The sequence below is a fragment of the Spirulina subsalsa FACHB-351 genome (assembly GCF_026130165.1).
GTDB lineage: Bacteria > Cyanobacteriota > Cyanobacteriia > Cyanobacteriales > Spirulinaceae > Spirulina_A > Spirulina_A subsalsa_A.
Genome location: NZ_JAIHOM010000016.1, coordinates 26,317 through 44,760, shown reverse-complemented (window position 1 = coordinate 44,760; position 18,444 = coordinate 26,317). Strand labels below are relative to the sequence as shown.

23 protein-coding genes, 1 tRNA gene and 2 pseudogenes are annotated in these 18,444 nt (G+C 47.7%); 9 read left to right on the top strand and 17 right to left on the bottom strand.

The genetic code is table 11. The features are described from left to right. Positions 1–213: 213 nt before the first annotated feature. Positions 214–555, top strand: coding sequence for a hypothetical protein (locus K4A83_RS04830; RefSeq protein ID WP_265263305.1), 342 nt, complete (start codon positions 214–216; stop codon positions 553–555). A 48-nt stretch (positions 556–603) separates the two neighbouring features. Here K4A83_RS04830 and urtA read toward each other — a convergent pair whose 3' ends face one another. Continuing rightward, a complete protein-coding gene (gene urtA, locus K4A83_RS04825; protein ID WP_265263304.1) occupies positions 604–1,914 on the bottom strand; it encodes an urea ABC transporter substrate-binding protein in 1,311 nt (436 codons plus the stop codon). Between the two features lie 280 nt (positions 1,915–2,194). Here urtA and K4A83_RS04820 point away from each other — a divergent pair, with 280 nt between their 5' ends. Continuing rightward, positions 2,195–2,428, top strand: coding sequence for an HNH endonuclease (locus tag K4A83_RS04820; protein ID WP_265263303.1), 234 nt, complete (start codon positions 2,195–2,197; stop codon positions 2,426–2,428). Between the two features lie 309 nt (positions 2,429–2,737). On the opposite strand, the gene K4A83_RS04815 is transcribed toward K4A83_RS04820, so the two are convergent. The 7 genes from K4A83_RS04815 to yqeK form a co-directional block, all read right to left on the bottom strand. Next, complete coding sequence (locus K4A83_RS04815; RefSeq protein WP_265263302.1) at positions 2,738–3,070, bottom strand: hypothetical protein; 333 nt, start codon at positions 3,068–3,070, stop codon at positions 2,738–2,740. A 72-nt stretch (positions 3,071–3,142) separates the two neighbouring features. Beyond that, positions 3,143–3,216 (bottom strand) — tRNA-Pro (locus K4A83_RS04810). Between the two features lie 434 nt (positions 3,217–3,650). Continuing rightward, complete coding sequence (locus tag K4A83_RS04805) at positions 3,651–4,283, bottom strand: ribonuclease D (RefSeq protein WP_265263301.1); 633 nt, start codon at positions 4,281–4,283, stop codon at positions 3,651–3,653. Positions 4,284–4,352: 69 nt separating this feature from the next. After that, positions 4,353–5,306 carry an asparaginase gene (locus K4A83_RS04800; RefSeq protein WP_265263300.1) on the bottom strand — a complete coding sequence of 318 codons (954 nt, stop codon included), beginning with the start codon at positions 5,304–5,306 and terminating at the stop codon, positions 4,353–4,355. A 24-nt stretch (positions 5,307–5,330) separates the two neighbouring features. Next, on the bottom strand, positions 5,331–5,831 hold the full coding sequence (locus K4A83_RS04795) for a CGLD27 family protein (protein WP_265263299.1): 501 nt from the start codon (positions 5,829–5,831) through the stop codon (positions 5,331–5,333). Between the two features lie 15 nt (positions 5,832–5,846). Beyond that, positions 5,847–6,272: a ribosome silencing factor gene (gene rsfS, locus K4A83_RS04790; protein WP_265263298.1), complete on the bottom strand. Its 426-nt coding sequence runs from the start codon at positions 6,270–6,272 to the stop codon at positions 5,847–5,849. A 134-nt stretch (positions 6,273–6,406) separates the two neighbouring features. Continuing rightward, positions 6,407–7,009 carry a bis(5'-nucleosyl)-tetraphosphatase (symmetrical) YqeK gene (gene yqeK / locus K4A83_RS04785; RefSeq protein ID WP_265263297.1) on the bottom strand — a complete coding sequence of 201 codons (603 nt, stop codon included), beginning with the start codon at positions 7,007–7,009 and terminating at the stop codon, positions 6,407–6,409. 17 nt (positions 7,010–7,026) lie between these two features. Here yqeK and K4A83_RS04780 point away from each other — a divergent pair, with 17 nt between their 5' ends. After that, on the top strand, positions 7,027–7,833 hold the full coding sequence (locus K4A83_RS04780) for an HAD-IIB family hydrolase (RefSeq protein WP_265263296.1): 807 nt from the start codon (positions 7,027–7,029) through the stop codon (positions 7,831–7,833). Between the two features lie 208 nt (positions 7,834–8,041). Here the strand turns inward: K4A83_RS04780 and K4A83_RS04775 are convergent, their stop codons facing one another. Then, the gene (locus tag K4A83_RS04775) at positions 8,042–9,262 is read right to left on the bottom strand and encodes a glycosyltransferase family 4 protein (protein WP_265263295.1); all 1,221 of its coding nucleotides are present in this window, start codon (positions 9,260–9,262) and stop codon (positions 8,042–8,044) included. A gap of 81 nt (positions 9,263–9,343) precedes the next feature. On the opposite strand from K4A83_RS04775, the gene K4A83_RS04770 reads away from it, so the two are divergent. Together K4A83_RS04770 and K4A83_RS04765 are read left to right on the top strand one after the other, a co-directional pair. Next, positions 9,344–10,336 carry a glycosyltransferase family 2 protein gene (locus K4A83_RS04770; protein WP_265263294.1) on the top strand — a complete coding sequence of 331 codons (993 nt, stop codon included), beginning with the start codon at positions 9,344–9,346 and terminating at the stop codon, positions 10,334–10,336. Positions 10,337–10,353: 17 nt separating this feature from the next. Continuing rightward, positions 10,354–11,397, top strand: coding sequence for a glycoside hydrolase family protein (locus tag K4A83_RS04765; RefSeq protein WP_265263292.1), 1,044 nt, complete (start codon positions 10,354–10,356; stop codon positions 11,395–11,397). Positions 11,398–11,609: 212 nt separating this feature from the next. Here the strand turns inward: K4A83_RS04765 and K4A83_RS04760 are convergent, their stop codons facing one another. Further along, entirely contained in the window at positions 11,610–12,617 is a 1,008-nt protein-coding gene (locus K4A83_RS04760; protein WP_265263291.1) for an RpnC/YadD family protein, read from the bottom strand. Positions 12,618–12,909: 292 nt separating this feature from the next. Here K4A83_RS04760 and gcvP point away from each other — a divergent pair, with 292 nt between their 5' ends. Then, complete coding sequence (gcvP, locus tag K4A83_RS04755; RefSeq protein WP_265263290.1) at positions 12,910–15,858, top strand: aminomethyl-transferring glycine dehydrogenase; 2,949 nt, start codon at positions 12,910–12,912, stop codon at positions 15,856–15,858. Between the two features lie 108 nt (positions 15,859–15,966). Next, positions 15,967–16,089: a hypothetical protein gene (locus K4A83_RS04750; protein ID WP_265263289.1), complete on the top strand. Its 123-nt coding sequence runs from the start codon at positions 15,967–15,969 to the stop codon at positions 16,087–16,089. Between the two features lie 155 nt (positions 16,090–16,244). Here K4A83_RS04750 and K4A83_RS04745 read toward each other — a convergent pair whose 3' ends face one another. The 7 genes and pseudogenes from K4A83_RS04745 to K4A83_RS23005 form a co-directional block, all read right to left on the bottom strand. Further along, positions 16,245–16,475, bottom strand: a complete 231-nt coding sequence (locus K4A83_RS04745; protein WP_265263288.1) for a hypothetical protein — start codon at positions 16,473–16,475, stop codon at positions 16,245–16,247. After that, positions 16,463–16,672: pseudogene (locus K4A83_RS23015) on the bottom strand (hypothetical protein); the annotation flags it as partial. The pseudogene K4A83_RS23015 and the gene K4A83_RS04745, both read right to left, overlap by 13 nt. 55 nt (positions 16,673–16,727) lie before the next feature. Continuing rightward, positions 16,728–16,853 carry a hypothetical protein gene (locus K4A83_RS04740; RefSeq protein WP_265263287.1) on the bottom strand — a complete coding sequence of 42 codons (126 nt, stop codon included), beginning with the start codon at positions 16,851–16,853 and terminating at the stop codon, positions 16,728–16,730. A 33-nt stretch (positions 16,854–16,886) separates the two neighbouring features. Then, positions 16,887–17,321: pseudogene (locus tag K4A83_RS23010) on the bottom strand (PIN domain-containing protein). Next, on the bottom strand, positions 17,318–17,539 hold the full coding sequence (locus K4A83_RS04730; RefSeq protein ID WP_265263285.1) for a hypothetical protein: 222 nt from the start codon (positions 17,537–17,539) through the stop codon (positions 17,318–17,320). Before K4A83_RS04730 ends, K4A83_RS23010 begins: the two are co-directional and overlap by 4 nt. Positions 17,540–17,597: 58 nt before the next feature. Then, positions 17,598–17,723 (bottom strand): NACHT C-terminal alpha/beta 1 domain-containing protein, encoded by a 126-nt coding sequence (locus tag K4A83_RS04725; protein WP_265263283.1) that lies wholly within the window; start codon positions 17,721–17,723, stop codon positions 17,598–17,600. Next, a complete protein-coding gene (locus tag K4A83_RS23005) occupies positions 17,686–17,826 on the bottom strand; it encodes a hypothetical protein (protein WP_407809831.1) in 141 nt (46 codons plus the stop codon). The genes K4A83_RS04725 and K4A83_RS23005 overlap by 38 nt, the downstream gene beginning before the upstream one ends. A 138-nt stretch (positions 17,827–17,964) precedes the next feature. On the opposite strand from K4A83_RS23005, the gene K4A83_RS04715 reads away from it, so the two are divergent. Further along, positions 17,965–18,171, top strand: a complete 207-nt coding sequence (locus tag K4A83_RS04715) for a hypothetical protein (RefSeq protein WP_407809830.1) — start codon at positions 17,965–17,967, stop codon at positions 18,169–18,171. Positions 18,172–18,173: 2 nt separating this feature from the next. Then, positions 18,174–18,440, top strand: coding sequence for a type II toxin-antitoxin system RelE/ParE family toxin (locus tag K4A83_RS04710; RefSeq protein ID WP_265263275.1), 267 nt, complete (start codon positions 18,174–18,176; stop codon positions 18,438–18,440). The last annotated feature ends 4 nt before the right edge of the window (positions 18,441–18,444 follow it).

Here is an 18,444-nt window from a genome sequence, read left to right as displayed (position 1 = left end):
AACCCCGCAGGTTGGGTGAAGCGCCAGCATAACCCAACACCCTAGCACCCCGTAGGTTAGGTGAAGCGCCAGCGTAACCCAACACCCTCCCGGAAAACACCCGTAGGTTGGGTGAAGCGCCAGCGTAACCCAACACCCTCCCGGAAAACACCCGTAGGTTAGGTGAAGCGCCAGCGTAACCCAACACCCCCCCGGAAAACACCCGTCGGTTAGGTGAAGCGCCAGCGTAACCCAACACCCTCCCGGAAAACGCCCGTAGGTTGGGTGAAGCGCCAGCATAACCCAACACCCTCCCGGAAAACGCCCGTAGGTTGGGTGAAGCGCCAGCGTAACCCAACACCCTCCCGGAAAACGCCCGTAGGTTGGGTGAAGCGCCAGCGTAACCCAACACCCTCCCGGAAAACACCCGTAGGTTGGGTGAAGCGCCAGCATAACCCAACACCCTCCCCGGAAAACGCCCGTAGGTTGGGTGAAGCGTCAGCGCAACCCAACACCCCCCCGGAAAACACCCGTCGGTTAGGTGAAGCGCCAGCGCAACCCAACACAATCAACTGAGAAAGAAGGATAACCACAATTCCCCCTTCTTTCTACTCAAACCAAATCTTAAATCTTGTAACGGCCGCCCTTATTGGGGTCAGTCCAATCACAACCATATCCCTTGGTATCCGGTACGAATTGATTCCAAGGTAAGGGGTCAATCGGGCCCTCCGTTGACCAGACAATATCAAATAGACCATCTTCGCGAACTTGACCCACCCGCACCGTTTTTGAGATGTGATGATTAACATTCATCGTCACTTTGCCCTCTGGTGCATCAAATTCCTGACCAATGGCCGCCATACGGACTTTATCGAGATCATCCGCCGTTCCCGCTTTTTCCACGGCCTGTTTCCACAGGTACACCATAATATAGGCCGCCTCCATGGGGTCATTCGTCACCCGATTTTGACCATATTCAGCTTTAAAGGCTTCCACAAACGCCTGATTTTCCGGTGTTTCAACAGTTTGGAAGTAGTTCCAACAGGCATAATGACCTTTTAAAAATTCCGCCCCAATTTGCTGTACTTCTTCCTCAGCCACACTGACGGACATTACCGGATATTTATCCGGGGTTAATCCCGCCCCTTGTAACTGTTTGAAGAAAGCCACATTACTATCACCATTGAGCGTATTAAAGATTACCCCACCATCGGGTAAAGCCGCCTGAATTTTGGTAATAATTGGGGTAACTTCCGTGTTACCTAAAGGTAAATAATCCTCACCAACCGTTTCCCCGCCCTTGGCTTTCAACTGTTCCTTAATGATAGTGTTAGCCGTGCGAGGGAACACATAGTCTGAACCAACTAAAAAAAACTTGTTGCCCTTATTTTCCAACAACCAAGTAACAGCAGGCTCAATCTGTTGGTTGGGGGCTGCCCCGGTATAGAAGATGTTTCTAGAGCATTCCTGTCCTTCATATTGGACGGGATACCATAACATATGGTTTTTGGACTCAAAGACATCTAAAACAGCCTTCCGACTGGCAGAAGTCCAACAACCAAATACCGTTACAACTTTGTCTTGATCAATCAGTTTACCCGCTTTTTCGGCAAAAGTTGGCCAATCTGAAGCTCCATCTTCAATTACCGCTTCGATTTGCTTGCCTAAAACGCCCCCAGCTTCATTAATTTCTTTAATGGCTAGTTTTTCCGCATCTACTACGGTTGTTTCACTAATGGCCATTGTGCCGCTGAGGGAGTGCAAAATTCCTACCTTAATCGTGTCTCCACTAGCGGCGACTTGGTTAGATGCAGATCCTTCTGTAGTCGTGTCTCCCGTTGTGGGAGTGCTTCCACAAGCCTTTAACAAAATGCTTGTTCCTAGGGCTGCCGAGCCGTAGATTAAAAATTTCCGTCTACCAAATTGCTTGTCCATAGGCTCCTCTTTTGAGCTTGTTAACGAATGCTGTTGTCCTTGTTCACTGGAGTACCCAACAACATAGTCAAGGGGTTAATATTAAGACGAGGTAAAATAAGATTTTGTAGTCTATGCTACGACTTAACAAGAGATAATAAGCTAGGAGTGGTCTGGTGTCCTCAAGGAATACTCTCTCCCCATGAGAAAATGGATTGTTGAGGTCATTTCTTGTAAGAAAACTTTAGAAAAGTTGATCAATTGATAGAGAACTTAAAATTAGTTAATTCTTAATGCAAAAATGGAAAAAAGCCCCCGCATCAAAATGCCTCCGGAGGTCAGACAGTTTGTATTAAATCGTGATGGTGGATGCTGTCGGAGTTGTGGCAGCACTCAGAATTTAGAGGTGGATCATATTATTCCTCTGGCGAAGGGGGGAACAAATGACCTGAGCAATCTGCAAGCCCTCTGTCGTCCTTGCAATCGCCGCAAGAAACATTATGTAGATCCCCGCTTTAAGCGGCGGTTTACTTAACCTGTTCGCTATTTTTGATAAAAATGCTGACCTCTCAGCCAAGTGGGAACTTCTAGGTATTATGGAACCTTAAAACCAATCATCTTGGATTTAATCGAAGGTTAAAGATTAACAGCTAAGAGTTAAAGCTTTAATCATTGAGGATTGAGACTTAAGTGTTAAAGGTTAAACGTTAAGCTTTAAACTTTAAGGCGATCCTGTAACAGAGGATTGAGCCTGGTTTCCCATTAGCTCGTTCCATAAATTCAGAAGTTTTCAAGAGACCAGCATTGTTTATCGCACATCAGTTAATTCGGTATCGAACGAGAATTAATCCTCAACTTCAATCATAGTGCGAGCATTGCTAATCGACAAAACTCGGTCAATATTAGATTTAAAGTCTTGGACAAAGCTTTGTCGGGTTTGAATTTCTTGTAATAAGTTGATCGGGTCAATCAGTTCTACCCCTTCTCGTTCTAAAAAGCTGTCAGAAATCGACTTATAGTTCTCCGCTTCTCCCCCTTGACCTAAGACTTCTAAAATCAATTTATCGAGGCGTTCTTTAACCTGATGTTTGGCTATTGTAAACTCCTTTATAATTCGTTCATAGCCACAGGTTAAAGCGCCCAAAATCATCTCGTATTGATCAATAAATTGCTTCATGCTCAATGCTTCAGCATTGGTAATGTCCTCTAAATCATCGGATTTTTCCCCCGTGAAATGGTCAGGGCGGAATCGGGATGGCAGGATTTGAACCTACGACATCCTGCTCCCAAAGCAGGCGCGCTACCAAACTACGCTACATCCCGTTATTAATTCTGGAGCAATATGAATAAAGGCTTATGAAAGGGTTCAGACGTTTTTTTGCCCCTTAATCAACATACTACAAGTGTGTTACAAAATCGTCAAGGGGGGAAGGAAAAAATTTTTGAGTGGGGGCGGAGGGAGACTGGGGGTGTCTCTATCCATGGATAGGGCTTGCTGTACGCGAAGCGTGCCGTTAGGCATATAACTCTACTCGTGGGGCTAGGGAACACTGGATCTGGGAACAGGGAACAGGGGGATTCGTTTGCGCGATCGCAACGTAGGAGAAATAACCGAAGCGGATTGGGATTGAGCAGAATTAATCCTGTTATCCGGGATGATTGTTCAAAAAAAGGCATACTTGACATCTGCCCCGCCGTAAACGGACGGGGATTCCATCTCTTTCAACAGGTCAAAAAATAAACTAGAACACCCGGCATTATTTATGCTCAAAAATGTCTTGAAACTGGAGAATATCGAGATCGGTTAGCACGGGTAAACAGTCAAAACAACGATAGACCAATTCTAGGCGGCCTTCTCGTTCTAACATTTGCAGGAGTTTCTGACGTAAGGAAATGAGATAACGCACGTCATTGGCGGCGTAGCTAAGTTGTTCGGGGGATAAATTATCGGGGTTTCCCCAGTCGGAACTCTGGGAACTTTTGTCGAGTTCTATCTTTTCGAGTTCTTGTACCAGTGCTTTGAGGCCGTGACTGGAGGTGTAAGTTCGGGCGAGTTTGCTGGCGATTTTGGTGCAGAAAATGGGCTGGGTGAGGATGCCGAAGGTGTATTTTAACTGGGCAATGTCAAAGCGGGCATAGTGGAAGATTTTGGTGATTTTGGGGTCTTCCATTAGGGTTTTGAGGTGGGGGGCTTCAATTTGCCCTTGTTCTATACGGATGGCGGTAACGAAGCCTTGGGGGTCACAAATTTGGACGAGACAAAGGCGATCGCGCCCTAAGACTAGACCCATTGTTTCGGTATCTATGGCAAGGGTTTCAGCGTTTTGGTAACGGTGTAGGGTGTCGAGATCAAGATCGCGATCGCACACTTGAAAATTGGTCACGGTCATGGAATTGTTCGTTATGAGTAGACTGTTGACAATTGATAATTGGGACTTAATAATTGACCGTTAATCTGTTTAAAGCATGACCACCTCGCCAATCACTTCGAGGCGCTTATAATCGTCAAACTTCATAAACTGATCCGCTAAAGTTTCCGCCACCGAGGGACGAATCCAACCTAACTGTAATAACAGATGAATAGCGGCCGCGTATTTAGCCCGTTTTGCGCCGTCTCGGGCTTTAATGGCTAAACCTAAGCCTTCTCCCACTCGCCCTATACATTGCACGCCTTCGGCTCCTGATTTGCTCACTAATTCCCCTTCCGTGAGGCGCATTAACTCGGTATCAAAAGCCCCATCTCCGGCCACCATACCGGGGTGGTGGGTCATGGCGCGGACAATGCGCTCTAGGTCTACATTATCCCCAGAGGCTAGGATAGCGTAGAGGCTGGCCATTTGTCCTAACTGCATAGAGTAAGTCGGGGCTCCGCAGTCATCCCGGGCGCGCACAAATTCTTCTCCTGGCATCCCCAAGAGTTCGCCGACTTTATCAATAATCAACTTCTGGACGGGATTAGAACGATGGAGATAGTTCTCAATGGGAAAATTACGCTGTCTACAGACGGCTAGCATTCCCGCGTGTTTGCCGGAGCAATTGTGTTGCAGGGCGCTGTCTTTGCCTTCGGGAACAGGACACTGAAGGGCATCGGCTTCTACATCACAGTGCCAGAGGATGTTAAAGACTTGGCGTGCTTGTTCCACGGTGCCACAATGGGAACTGCAAATAATGGCTAAATCCCGGTCATTGAGGCCGAATTGTTCAATCACCCCGGTGGAGGTAACGGCGAGGGCTTGAAAGGGTTTGAGGGCGGAACGGATAAAGGCGGTGGTTTCGGAGGTGCCAGCCATTGATAATACACGGCCGCGATTATCACAGACGACGGCGGCTACTTTGTGAATAGACTCAATAATCCCTTCGCGCAAGAGGTGGATTTCAAGTTCTGGGGTATGGGTTCGGATTCCCCTAGTCATGGGTCTTTTTTCTGTGGGATGAGGTTAAATAATAAGCCAGATTAAACTACCACTCACCACTAATCCAGCTAGGATTAGGAGGGTTTTGTGCAGTCGGTTCAGAATTGGTTTTATTTGGTACGATACCACGAGGCGATCGCGCATTTGCACTTCTGGGGGCTTATCCCAGACCTGTCCATCGTACCATCCTGATTCTTCATAGGATACAGTGTCCTGATTTAGGCGGTCTTTGACATACCACCAGCCTAACCAGAGACGCATGAGGACTAACAGAACAAAAAATAATGCCCCGCCACTCCCCGCTAGGGCAAATTTTACGGGGAGTTTGCTGGGGGGAAAGCTAGCGGCGGCAATCGGGCCGGAGATCACCCAGCCCCACACCCACACCCATACCAGTTTCCGGCTATACTGCCCAAGGGGTTGGGTTGTCCAATTGAACAACCAAGAACTTTTGAGTTGTTCATATTCATTTAAGGGCTGTTGATCTTCCGGGACAGGACAGAAGGAAGTTGGGGACTCTGGCATGGTGTGACAGGTAAGTTAGAACAGTTCTGGGGGGAGATCAACGCGAACGGCGTGACCCCAAAATGCTTCTAAATTATAAAACTCTCGTTCGGTGGGGAGCATAATATGGGCAATGACTTCACCATAATCGAGAACAATCCAGTTGTTTTCCCCTTTCCCCTCCACTTGTGTGGGATGACGGTGCCAAGTGGTTGCGACTTTTTCCTCAATGGAATCGGCGATCGCCCGCACTTGTGTCCGCGAGAAGCCACTGGCTAAGATAAAATAATCCGCCAAGAAGGAAACTTCTGTCACTTTGAGGGCGAGAATATCCGCCGCTTTGCGATCGTCGGCTGCTTGGACAATGGTGGTGACTAAGCGCTGGGTGGGGTCCTCTAGGGAGAGAACTTCGGCCGTCATCAGGTTGCTGGGATGGGTTAGGGGTCGATTGGTAGGAAGCATTCAGTTCATTCAGAAATCAGTGTGAATAGGTTTCTAGTCGATCATGTTGATCATAACGAAGTCGAGGCGGTCTGAGCGGAGAATTCTGTGTTTTTTCTTGACACTCCCGCCGTTAATAGCGTTCCGCATCGGGTCTAATGGGAGTCTTTCTGTTGGACTCTGTGGGATTTGAGCGACTGCTGCATGGCCCAGTTCCGAGTCAAAATGGTGCGAGGGTGAATAATACAGCGCTTGTTTAAGAGGTATTGCAGCCCATAGTCGCTGGTTTTCCAGACTGTGCCATAGAGATCCTCTTTCATGGTGTGGCGCAGTTTGACTAATTCCTCACTGTTGCCACGATTCGGTTCTAAGGCATCGGCAATGAATAGAATACAGGACAGAGGACTCATGTCCGGTTGCCCTAGGGTATGATGGCGAATGGCATTCAGCACTTCGGGATCCGTTTCGCCGAATTCATCCCGGGCGATAATGGCGCTCACCTCGGCATGGAGAAGGTGGGGGGTGGTGTGGCAGATGTCGTCAATTTCGATGCCTGCTTGTTGGGCGATCGCCAATAAACGACTTGGAGAAAAATATTTGGCGAGATCGTGCATCAAACCCGCTTTCTGGGCTTGTATAACATTTAGCTGATAGTGGGCGGCTAGGTCCTGGGCGAGTTGTTCTACCCCTAAAATATGACGTAGACGGGCGGGGGGAACCTGATCGGCTAACCAGGCTAAAATGCGATCGCGCTCCATTGTTCACTTAAAAATCCATGACGGCTCAGACTTCCATCCTACTCTTTACCGACCTTGATGGCACCCTTTTAGGCTCAGAAGACTATCGCTATGATGCGGCTTTACCCCTGTTAGCCCGTCTACAAACCCAACAGATTCCCGTCATCCCCGTGACCAGCAAAACCCGGGCAGAGGTGGCTGGACTCCGGGCTGCTGTGGGCTTAAGGGATCCCTTTGTGGTGGAAAATGGCAGTGGAATCTTTATCCCCCAAGGCGACCCAAGGTTTCCGGTAGCGGGAGAAACTTGGGGAGATTATACTCTAGTGCGCTTGGGGGGAGATTATGCCACCACCCGCCAAGCTTTGCGCCAATTAGAACAAGTGTTAGGTCTTCCCTTACAAGGTTTTGGGGATTTAACTGTGGCTCAGATTCAACAGTTAACCGGATTAGCCCCCCAAGATGCCGCAGAAGCCAAACAACGGGACTTTACCGAACCGTTTGTTACCCCGAAAGGCCTCAGTCCTCAAACTCTTGAAGGGGCGGCAGAGGAGTTAGGTTGGCAGGTGGTGGTCGGCGATCGCTTTTCCCATTTAATCAGTCCTCAAGCTGGCAAAGGCAAAGCTGTTCAAGCCCTCGTAAAAATTTATCAAACCTCTGATCGGCTTTTAACCATTGGTTTAGGGAATAGTCCTAATGACCTACCCATGCTAGAAGCGGTAGACCTCCCCATTATTCTCCCTAGTGTCAAGGGCATTCATCCCGGTTTAGCGGGCCGGGGGTGGCGAGTTGCCCCCTGTCCAGCCCCCGAAGGGTGGGCGAGGGTGCTGGAGGAAGTCCTATTATAGGGCTTGCTGAATAACTTCGGGAATCAGGTTCGTAGTTGCGCTTTAGCGCCCAATCGGGAGTCGGGAGCGGGGGAGCAGGGGAGAGGGGGGGCAGGGGAGCAGGGGAGTGGGGAATTGATAATTGACAATTGACAATTGATAATTATTTCCGATTTCCTATTCCCTATTCCCTATTACCTATTCCCTATTCCCTATTCCCTATTACCTATTACCTATTCCCTAGTAAAACCTGCTCATAACGCCGTCCTGCCTCTTCCCAAGTGTAATTTTCCTCAATTAATTGGCGGGCATTTTGGGAAATTTCTGCTCGTAAGGTGGCATCTTGTAAAAGACGATCCACCGCGCTGATATATTCGGGAATGGTATTTGCTCGTAAGGCAGCGAGGGGAACTCCTGTTTCATCCACCCTTAATCCTTCTAGACCGCGATCGCTCCCTACCACAGGAATTCCGGCGGCCATCGCTTCGAGGGTTTTGTTTTTTATCCCAAATCCCGTCCGCATAGGGACTACACAAATCGTAGCTTGATGCAAATAATCCACCATAGACGGCACTTTTCCGGTTACATTAACCCCCGGAATCCGACTCAATTCCTGCACTGATGACACAGGACGAGCGCCCACTAAATCTAGGGTAATTTCGGGATATTTTTGCCTCAATTGTGGGAAAATTTCCCGACTGAAAAAGCATACTGCGTCAATGTTGGGGGTGTTATCCATTGCCCCAATAAAGACTAATTTCTGTCCTCCGGGATCTTGGCTGCGAGGGGGAAACAGTTCTAAGTCTACACCGTTGGGAATGACGCTAATTGAAGAGGAGGGACTCAGTTGCTGTAAGGACGCTTGATCTTCCGGGGTGGTGGCCACAAGATGGGAGAATTTGTGGCAGTATTTTTGTTCGTACTTTTTGAGCAGGGGCAGATTAAGGCGATCGCGCAGAGGATTATCGGCCGTCTGGGTGTTTAGTTGTTGCTGGCAAGTCGCATAAACAGAACTGTGAATATTCACCACAGTCCTGACCTGATTTTTCCATTGGGGTTGAACAAAAATCTCGTTAACGCTATGTTCACAAGTAATCACGTCAAACAATCCCTGTTCTACCCGTTCAGTGATCCAAGCTTGCATCAGGGGCGAAAACACCGCTAAAACACTGGGGGGAGTGCCTTCCCGCCAAAACTGCGTAAAGCGCTGGATTTTGCCCCAGAGGCCCCCTGTCGCTGCATCAGGAGCCAGACGGGGGAATACCTGCAATTGGGCGACCTTTTCCCGCAACACTTCTATTTCTGAGGGGGTGACATCGGGAGTGTTTTGGGTGACAAGAGTGATAGAGTGGCGATCGCGCAAATAATTGAGTAAATTAAACGTGCGGACTTGAGTCCCTCCCCTTGTGGGAGGATAGGGAAAGGTCGCCGATAGCATTAAGATTTTCATGATTCAACCTTCTGTCCTTGGGATTCCTTGCCTATCCTAGTCTATGCTATCTTCCAGTCCCTCTCCTTCCACTGACAAATTATGCCAAAAGTTACCGTTTGCGTCCCCACCTACAACCGTCAACATTTTCTAAGTATTGCGATCGCCAGTGTTCTAGCTCAAACCTATACCGATTGGGAGTTAGTAGTCTGTGATGATGGTTCAACCGATGGCACCCCTCAAATGATGGCAGAATACCAAGATCCCCGAATTCGCTACATTCGCCATGAAACCAACATCGGCAAAAGCAATAACATGAGATCCGGTTATGAAGCCGCAACCGGGGAGTATTTTATTAAATTTGACGATGATGATCGACTCACTCCCGACTTTTTACGCCAAACCAGCGCCATTTTAGATCAACATCCTAAAGTAGATTTTGTCGGAACCGATCACTGGTTAATTGATGAACAAAATCAACGGAATCCTGAAGCCACTAAAGCCAATTCCCAACGCTGGGGACGACATCAATTACCCTCCGGGATTGTAGACAATCTCCTAGAAGTAGTCTTTGTTCAACAAAGTTTTCAAGTCGGGGCGACCTTATTTCGGTATTCCGCCTTGAAAACCGTTGATTTTATGCGACCGAACCTACAAAACTGTGAAGATAACGACCTATTTGTACGGTTAGCCTTAGCCGGAAAAGTCGCCTACTACTTACCCGAATTACTCATGGAATACCGTTTCCACGGCGAACAACAAGGCCTACAACGGGATATTCGCTACCTTGCCGATAAAGTGGCTTATTTAGAGTATTTCCAGTTTGATGGGGAGTCTTTGGAAAAAAATAGGCGATCGCGTCTCGCAGAAAGCCAACTCATGTTAGGATTGCGCCTCATTGAAGCCGGACACAACAGCCAAGGTCGAAACCTCATTCAACAGTCCAGTCAGTACACCAGAGGCTCTCGTAAAGCAACCCTTGCTATTCTTTTATCTTACCTTCCCCTGCCCCTCAGCCGTACCCTATTAAACCGATGGCGGAAACTTCGTCCTGCTGACTATGCCCAACAAGTCCGACAAACACAAAATCGTTAACTAACCTCAAACACCCTATGCCGTGGTTCCCCTTAAACCAATATATCTGGGACTTCTGGTTCACTTGGCAAGACTCCACCCTGCATCTATTCTACTTACAAGCCTCCCCCAGCCAGTGCCACTATAACCCAGAACGCAGACATAATCAGGCCGTCCTCGGCCATAGTCAACTCACCCCTTGGGGATGGCAAACCATCCCCCATCCTCAACCCGCTTTTTCCCCCGGAAAACCCGGCACTTGGGATGATTTAGCCATCTGGAGCGGTAGCATTATCCAACAAGATCAAAAATACTATCTTTTTTATACAGGTCGCCGTCGTCAAGATGCCCCCCAGTGGACAGCCCACGAGTGGCAACGCCCCCAACACATTGGTTTAGCCACCTCAGAAGATCTGCGCCACTGGCAACGTTTCCCCCATAATCCCATCCTGGCCAATCCCGGCACAGCCGCAGGTTTAGACGGTGTGGCCTGGCGAGATCCCTATGTCATCCAAGGAGAAGATCAACGCTATTATGCCTTTATTTGTACTCGGTCACAATCTGCGCCACTTGATCGAGGAGGGATGGTCGTTTATTGTGTTTCCGATCACCTAGAACAGTGGGACAATCAGCCCCACATTTTAATAGAATCACCAGAATTTTATCAAATGGAAGTTCCCCAGGTATTTTGGCATAAAAACGGTCACTTTAAACGACTTTATCTGATTTTTTCGGCGCAAGCTAAAGATTGTTCTGCCCAACGGTATGAGGCCGATCCGAGTCAATGTGTCACGGGAACTTATTATCATGTATCTGAACCAGTTTCTCTTGATTGTCAAGAGTTTCCACCGTTTACAACCAAGGCAAAAGTGTTAATTTCGGGACTGTACGCCGGGAAATTTGTCCAACCTAAAGGAGAAAATTCAGCCCTTTTTTATGGGTTTCATTGGTCAGAAATTGGGGGTCATTTTGGGAATGGTCTTTCCGATCCCTTGTGGTTTCAGTTTCAACCAGATGGAACAGTCAGTATCTCTACATCCGGTTTCGGTATCTCGAATAATTTGTTGGAATTCTTTGTCTAAAAATTCGTAGTTTTTGCTCCAGTCAATACTTTGATAGACGTGAGGGAAAAAGAATTCTAGAAAGGCAGGAAAGTAGAGGGAAATGGCTTCTTTCCAAGGAGAATCGTAGTCGGCACGTTGTTCATCAGGCATGGGAGTTATGGCAGGAATTCCAGTCTAATAATCTACAGTATTCCCTCTACTACCTCCAAGTTGGCAGATAACAAGTAGGTTCAATCGGACACCTGTTCCATAACAATTCCCTCAAATGTGTCGAGAGAATCCACTGTAATCGATTGCCGAAGGAGAGAGGACAGGACAGTTTTCTCTTCAATTTGATTGAGTAACTCAACGATTGTTTCACGGGTCGAGCTAAAACGCACTTCTAGCACCTCTAGAATGTCTTCTCGACTCTTTTGGAGAATCCCTTGCTCAATTCCTTGTGTTAATCCTTGTTGTAATCCTTGTTGTAATCCTTGTTGTAATCCCTCTTCACGGGCAAAACGTTCAATACTGGTGATATACGGCATTTGACTTTCCTCCTCAAAACGAACTATTTCTCTTTGAAATCCCGACTGAAACGACTCCGGCAACCTCATCATCCAGTCAATCAGTCTGAATAATTCTAGTATATCCGCTCTCTCATAACCTCGTTGATATAAACTTTTGGCTATTCTCAATTTCTCTCTATATCGACGATGGGGGTCTTTACTACTTTTTTGGGTTTCTCGGTGCGCTAGGACTATCACCCCAAAGGGATTTACGCTGGACTCTAAGCTTTCTGTGGCATAGTCTAAGAGTTTAACCATGGGAAATTCTAAGGTCATTCTACCCCCTAGGATTTCGTAGCTGTAGCTGTTAGGTCGCCAGCTTTCTTGCTCATCAGCTAACAGGGCTAAACTTAACACAGGACGGCGATATACATCGTAAATCCGACTGTTGTAAATGTAGATACGTTCGCCAAATAAAGCTTGAACTTGACTTTGAATCTCAATGTGAATTAGAATCCACATTTCTTGACCATTTTTGAGCCAAACTTTAACCAGTTTATCGGCATCTCTCCGTCCGGTTTCGGTGTCTCGAATAATTTGTTGGAATTCTTTGTCTAAAAATTCGTAGTTTTTGCTCCAGTCAATACTTTGATAGACGTGAGGGAAAAAGAATTCTAGAAAGGCAGGAAAGTAGAGGGAAATGGCTTCTTTCCAAGGAGAATCGTAGTCGGCACGTTGTTCATCAGGCATGGGAGCTATGGCAGGAATTCCAGTCTAATAATCTACAGTATTCCCTTCAACTGTTCTAAAGCAGCTCAAATCATAAACATTCAGGTCTTGCTAATGAGTCCTCAGTTGTCATGAATGTTTCCCCTCAAGGTTGGAAAACTAAGGTTTCAGCCCCTTTCCGATGCTCTATCATTAACTCCACTATCCCCCCTCTCGAAGAGACAAGCTATAGTAGGGGGAAAACTTGCCCACCATCTGAGCGAGTGGATTACTGTACAATATTTAACTTTCTATCTTTACTTTTAAGTCAAGAATGCTGAATCTAGATCGGACACTGCCCAACGCCCAATCTACGGCGCTGTTATTAGCCGAAACCACCCCATCGAGCGCCGAAACAGCGCATCAAGGCGATCGCTTTGTGAAGCGTCATATTGGTCTTCGGGGGGCGGATGTGGAGACTATGCTAAGGGTTTTAGGCTATAGCAGCCTAGATCAACTGATTGATGATGCAGTGCCTCGTGGCATTCGTTTAAATTCTCGTTTAAATCTCCCCGCTGCCCAAACGGAATATGAAGCACTCCAGAGTTTAAAGGCGATCGCCACTCAAAACCAAATCGCCCGTTCCTTCCTCGGCATGGGCTATTCCGACTGTATCACTCCCCCCGTCATTCAGCGCAATATTCTAGAAAATCCGGGCTGGTACACCGCTTACACCCCCTATCAAGCGGAAATCGCTCAAGGTCGTTTGGAAGCCCTCCTCAACTACCAAACCATGATCATTGAACTGACGGGGCTAGAAATCGCTAACGCCTCCCTCCTTGATGAAGGCACCGCGGCCGCCGAAGCCATGACCATGAGTTATGGGCTGTGTAAAAATAAATCCCAGACCTTCTTTGTCTCCAACGCTTGCCACCCCCAAACCATTGATGTGGTGGTCACACGGGCAGAACCTTTGGGCTTAGAAATTGTCGTGGGAGATCATCACACCTTCGACTTTACCGAAACCCCCGTTTTTGGTGTTCTCCTCCAATACCCCGCCAGCGATGGGGCCGTCTATGATTATCGCACCTTTATTGAAAACGCCCATGACATTGGGGCATTGGTCACTATGGCCGCCGATCCCCTCAGCTTAACCCTCCTCACGCCCCCCGGTGAATTAGGGGCAGATATTGCCGTAGGCAGTACCCAACGCTTTGGTGTTCCCCTAGGCTTTGGGGGACCCCACGCGGCCTATTTCGCCACCAAGGAAGCCTATAAACGGCAAATGCCGGGGCGTATTGTGGGGGTGTCTAAAGATGCCCAAGGAAAACCCGCCCTAAGATTGGCCTTACAAACTCGGGAACAACATATCCGCCGGGATAAGGCCACCAGTAATATTTGCACCGCCCAAGTGTTATTAGCGGTGATTGCCTCGATGTATGGGGTTTATCATGGGGCTAGTGGCTTAAAGGCGATCGCGCAAAACATCCATGATCTCGCCGTCCTCTTTGCCCAAGGGCTAAAACACCTCAACTACACCGTCGAAAACCTACCCGTTTTTGATACCATCTGCGTCGGAGTCGGCGCTCAAGGGGCCCAGGCCTTAGTCAAGGAAGCCGCCCACCAAGGCATTAATCTCCGTCTATTAGAACCGGGCTATGTCTGCATTGCCTTTGATGAAACCCACACCCTGCAAGACGTTCTCGACCTCTGGCACCTCTTCGCCCACCGGGAAAGCCTACCCTTTACCGTCGAAGAGCTAAAAGCTGAACAGCCCCAGCCCTTCACCCTTCCCCCCCATCTCACCCGCACCAGCCCCTATCTCACGGATGGGGTATTCAACACCCACCGTTCCGAAACCGAACTGTTGCGCTACCTCCACCAACTCGAAAGTAAAGACCTCTCCCTCACCACCTCCATGATTCCCCTGGGGTCTTGTACCATGAAACTCAACGCCACGGCCGAGATGTTCCCCGTCACCTGGCCAGAGTTGGGCAAAATTCACCCCTTCGCGCCCCCGGAACAGACCCAAGGCTATCAAACCCTCTTTAAACAGTTAGAGGCCTGGCTGGGCGAAATTACGGGCTTTGCAGGCATCTCCTTACAGCCCAATGCCGGATCCCAAGGGGAATATGCGGGCTTACAAGTCATTCGCGCCTATCATCACCATCGGGGGGAAGGGGAACGAAATATCTGCTTAATCCCCGAATCTGCCCACGGCACAAACCCCGCCAGTGCGGTGATGTGTGGGATGAAGGTGGTGGCCGTGAAGTGTGACGAAAACGGCAATATTGATCTGGCGGATTTAAAACAAAAGGCGGAAAAACATCAAGAGGCTTTGGCGGCCTTGATGATTACCTATCCCTCCACTCATGGGGTGTTTGAGGAGACGATTCAGGAAGTTTGCGCCCTCATCCATCACTATGGGGGACAGGTTTATATGGATGGGGCGAATATGAACGCCCAAGTGGGGCTATGTCGTCCGGGCGATATGGGGGCTGATGTGTGTCACCTGAATCTACATAAAACCTTCTGTATTCCCCACGGGGGCGGTGGGCCGGGGATGGGTCCCATTGGGGTGGCGGCTCATTTAGTTCCTTTCCTACCCAATCATTGTGTGGTGGATTTAGGTCATAGTCAGGGAATTGGGGCGATTTCCGCCGCTCCTTGGGGCAGTGCCAGTATTTTGGTCATTTCTTGGATGTATATTGCCATGATGGGCGCTCAAGGCTTAACAGAGGCAACGAAGGCGGCTATCCTGAGCGCGAACTATATGGCCAAACGTTTAGAGGGAGCTTATCCCATTCTCTATCAAGGGCAGTCGGGGCTAGTGGCTCATGAATGTATTATTGATTTGCGACCTTTGAAAAAGCGGGCTGGGGTGGAAGTGGATGATGTGGCTAAACGCCTGATGGACTACGGATTCCATGCCCCTACTATGTCCTGGCCGGTCATTGGGACTATGATGGTGGAACCGACGGAAAGTGAGTCTTTGGCGGAGTTGGATCGGTTCTGTGATGCTATGTTAGCTATTTATGAGGAGGCGATCGCCATTGAAGAGGGCAAGGTAGACGGGGCTGATAATGTGTTGAAGAATGCCCCCCACACCGCAGAATCCCTGATCTGTGGCGAGTGGAATCACCCCTACACCCGGGAAGCGGCGGCCTACCCGGCTCCTTGGTTAAAGTCCTTTAAGTATTGGCCTCCTGTCGGACGGATTGATAATGCTTTTGGCGATCGCAATTTAGTCTGTTCCTGTGTGGGGATGGAAGCCTATCAGTAAAGGTTGCAGGAGCTAGATCCTAAACCCTATCTGGGATTTAGCTCTTGTCCCTTTCAATTCTAACCTCTGTCTTCGTCCTGTTGTATGGTATTAGCAACATAAGCGAGGATGTTCGCAGTCCGTCAGAAGGAGGACGCGGTGGGGGAGGAGTTGGCGGCGTTGCAGTTGTTTCAGGTGGCGGCGCAGTTGGGCGGGGGTTTTAGTGTCCGGGGAGTCTTCGTCGGGACATAGGGTGTCCCAGGATGGGGTGTGGTGGGGGTGCCGCTAAGTGGTGAAGTAGAATATCATTTTGGGTTGATTGGGGGTAAAGCCTTTTAACGGCGCGTCTAGGGGTTCGTGGGTGAGGAAAGCGATTTTTGCTTGGATGTGAGTTCGGTTGATTTTTTTCAGGTATTAACAAGATTTTGTTGACCGAGTTCTAGGGAAATGCCACTGATGCGGTCATCGCCAGGACGATAGGACAAGATTTCGATGCCAATGGGTTCATGGGTATCTCCATCTTTAAACAGGATGATGTCGTTTTCAAGTTCGGTCGCAATTTGATTGGGGCGGGGAGATTGCCAAAAAATGGTTAACAGTTCGGTTTCGGGTTCGTAAAATACTTTTATTTGGGCCATAATTTCGCTCCGGTTTTTATTGCATCAGTTTGGTAAGCTGTAATCAAGTAACCCTCGCCATTTAAACGCCGAGCAACAGCAACTAGCCATCTTTGTGCTTTGATAGTGCGATAAAATAGCAAAACATTAATATCGCGCTGACTTTGGTAAATGGCATCGGGTTGATTCAAGGTTTGCTGAATTTCAGTTTCAAAATGGCGCTTCTAGAGGTTCGTCGGTGAGGAAGGCAACGGCAATGACCCTGGTGAGTTTTTAACAGAAGGTGATGAGTTCCGGGGTGGGATGTTCGCAGTCCGTGAAGAGGAGGGCGCAGTGGGGGAGGAGTTGGAGGCGTTGCAGTGGTTTGAGGTGGCGGCGTAGCGAGGGTGCAGGGGGCATTGAGCCAAAAAATGTTAATTCGACTTTGAGAAACTAGATTTTGAAAGGATTAATGATAGTTAATTGATGCTCTACCATTAAACCATCTTGCATATCTTCTGAATAAAGAATGTTTGCATTACCAGATAAAGCACTGGCCACTATTAATCCATCCCAAAAAGATAGATGGTAATTCATTCTCAATTGGGATGCTCTTTTCAGAATATCTGTTGTTACATCTATCACTTGACATTGTTGTTCAAATTATTCAATCAGTTGACTAATTTGGGTTTCAGGAAAATTAACTTTTTTCCTTAAAACCGAGCAAGTCTCATTAATAACCTGTGTACTGACTACGATATTGTTTAGGTTGGTTAATGAAACGGCTATTTTGCGTTTTCTAGCATCCTCCTGGGGATTTGGGTCTTGATCCGCTAATAAACGATATAACCAGATATTAGAATCAATAAATATTGTTTGATGAATCATGATTTTCTTTCGTGAATTTCATCTCTTGTGGGTTTGCTCCACCCTTTCACACTAATGGGTTGTTCTGCTAATTGATCCATTAATCTGGGTTTGGCTGTTTCTTCTGAAAAAATAATCACTTTAACGTCACTTCCTTCTTGAATATTTTGTTGATATTCGGGCGGAATTTCTATCATACCTTGTTTAATTTGCGCTTTAAATTCAAAGGAGTTAACCATTTTCAATCTTCTTTTGTCTATAAAACTATGGATATTTTAACCTAAAAAATGCAAATCCTCAAATCTTCTCTAACCAGGTTTCAATAGCGGATATCAGATTGGGTTGATTGGGGGTAAAGCCTTTTAACGGCGCGTCTAGGGGGTCGTCAGTGAGGAAGGCAACGGCAATGACCCCCTTTTTCACAGAAGGCGATGAGTTCCGGGGTGGGATGTTCTCCGTCTGTGAGAAGGAGGGCGCGGTGGGGGAGGAGTTGGCGGCGTTGCAGTGGTTTGAGGGCGCGGCGCAGTTGGGCGGGGGTTGTGGGTTCCGGGGAGTCTTCGTCGGGACATGGGGTGTCCCAGGATGGGGTGTGGTGGGGGGTGCGGCTAAGTGGTGAAGTAGAATATCATTAAAGGTGATTTAGTACCGTGAGGCTTCGTCAATGATGACATTTAATGATGTAGTTGAAGGAATTAAAAGTCTTTCTACCGATGAAAAAGAAGAAATTCAATCATTGTTGCAGCAGTATCTCCGTGAAGAACGTCGCGATAAGATTTATGAGAATTTCCAAGCAGCCCAGAAAGAACAACAACAAGGAAACCTCAAGTTTTCTAACCAGATTGACGAATTGAGACAACTGATTAAGGAATAATCGTGGAAGTCAGTTTCAGTTCAGCTTTTAAACGGGCTTTTAAAAAAAGGATTAAAGGGAATGAAAATTTAGAGTTAAAGTTTTGGCAAAAACTAGAAATATTTACGTCAGACCCTTACGATCCGAGATTAAGAACCCATAAGCTATCAGGAAAGCTGAAGGATTTATGGAGTTTCACTGTAGATTACGACGTGAGAGTATTATTTTATCTTACCGAAGATAACAAGGCTATTTTTGTTGATTTCGGCAGCCATGAGGAAGTTTATTAAGGGG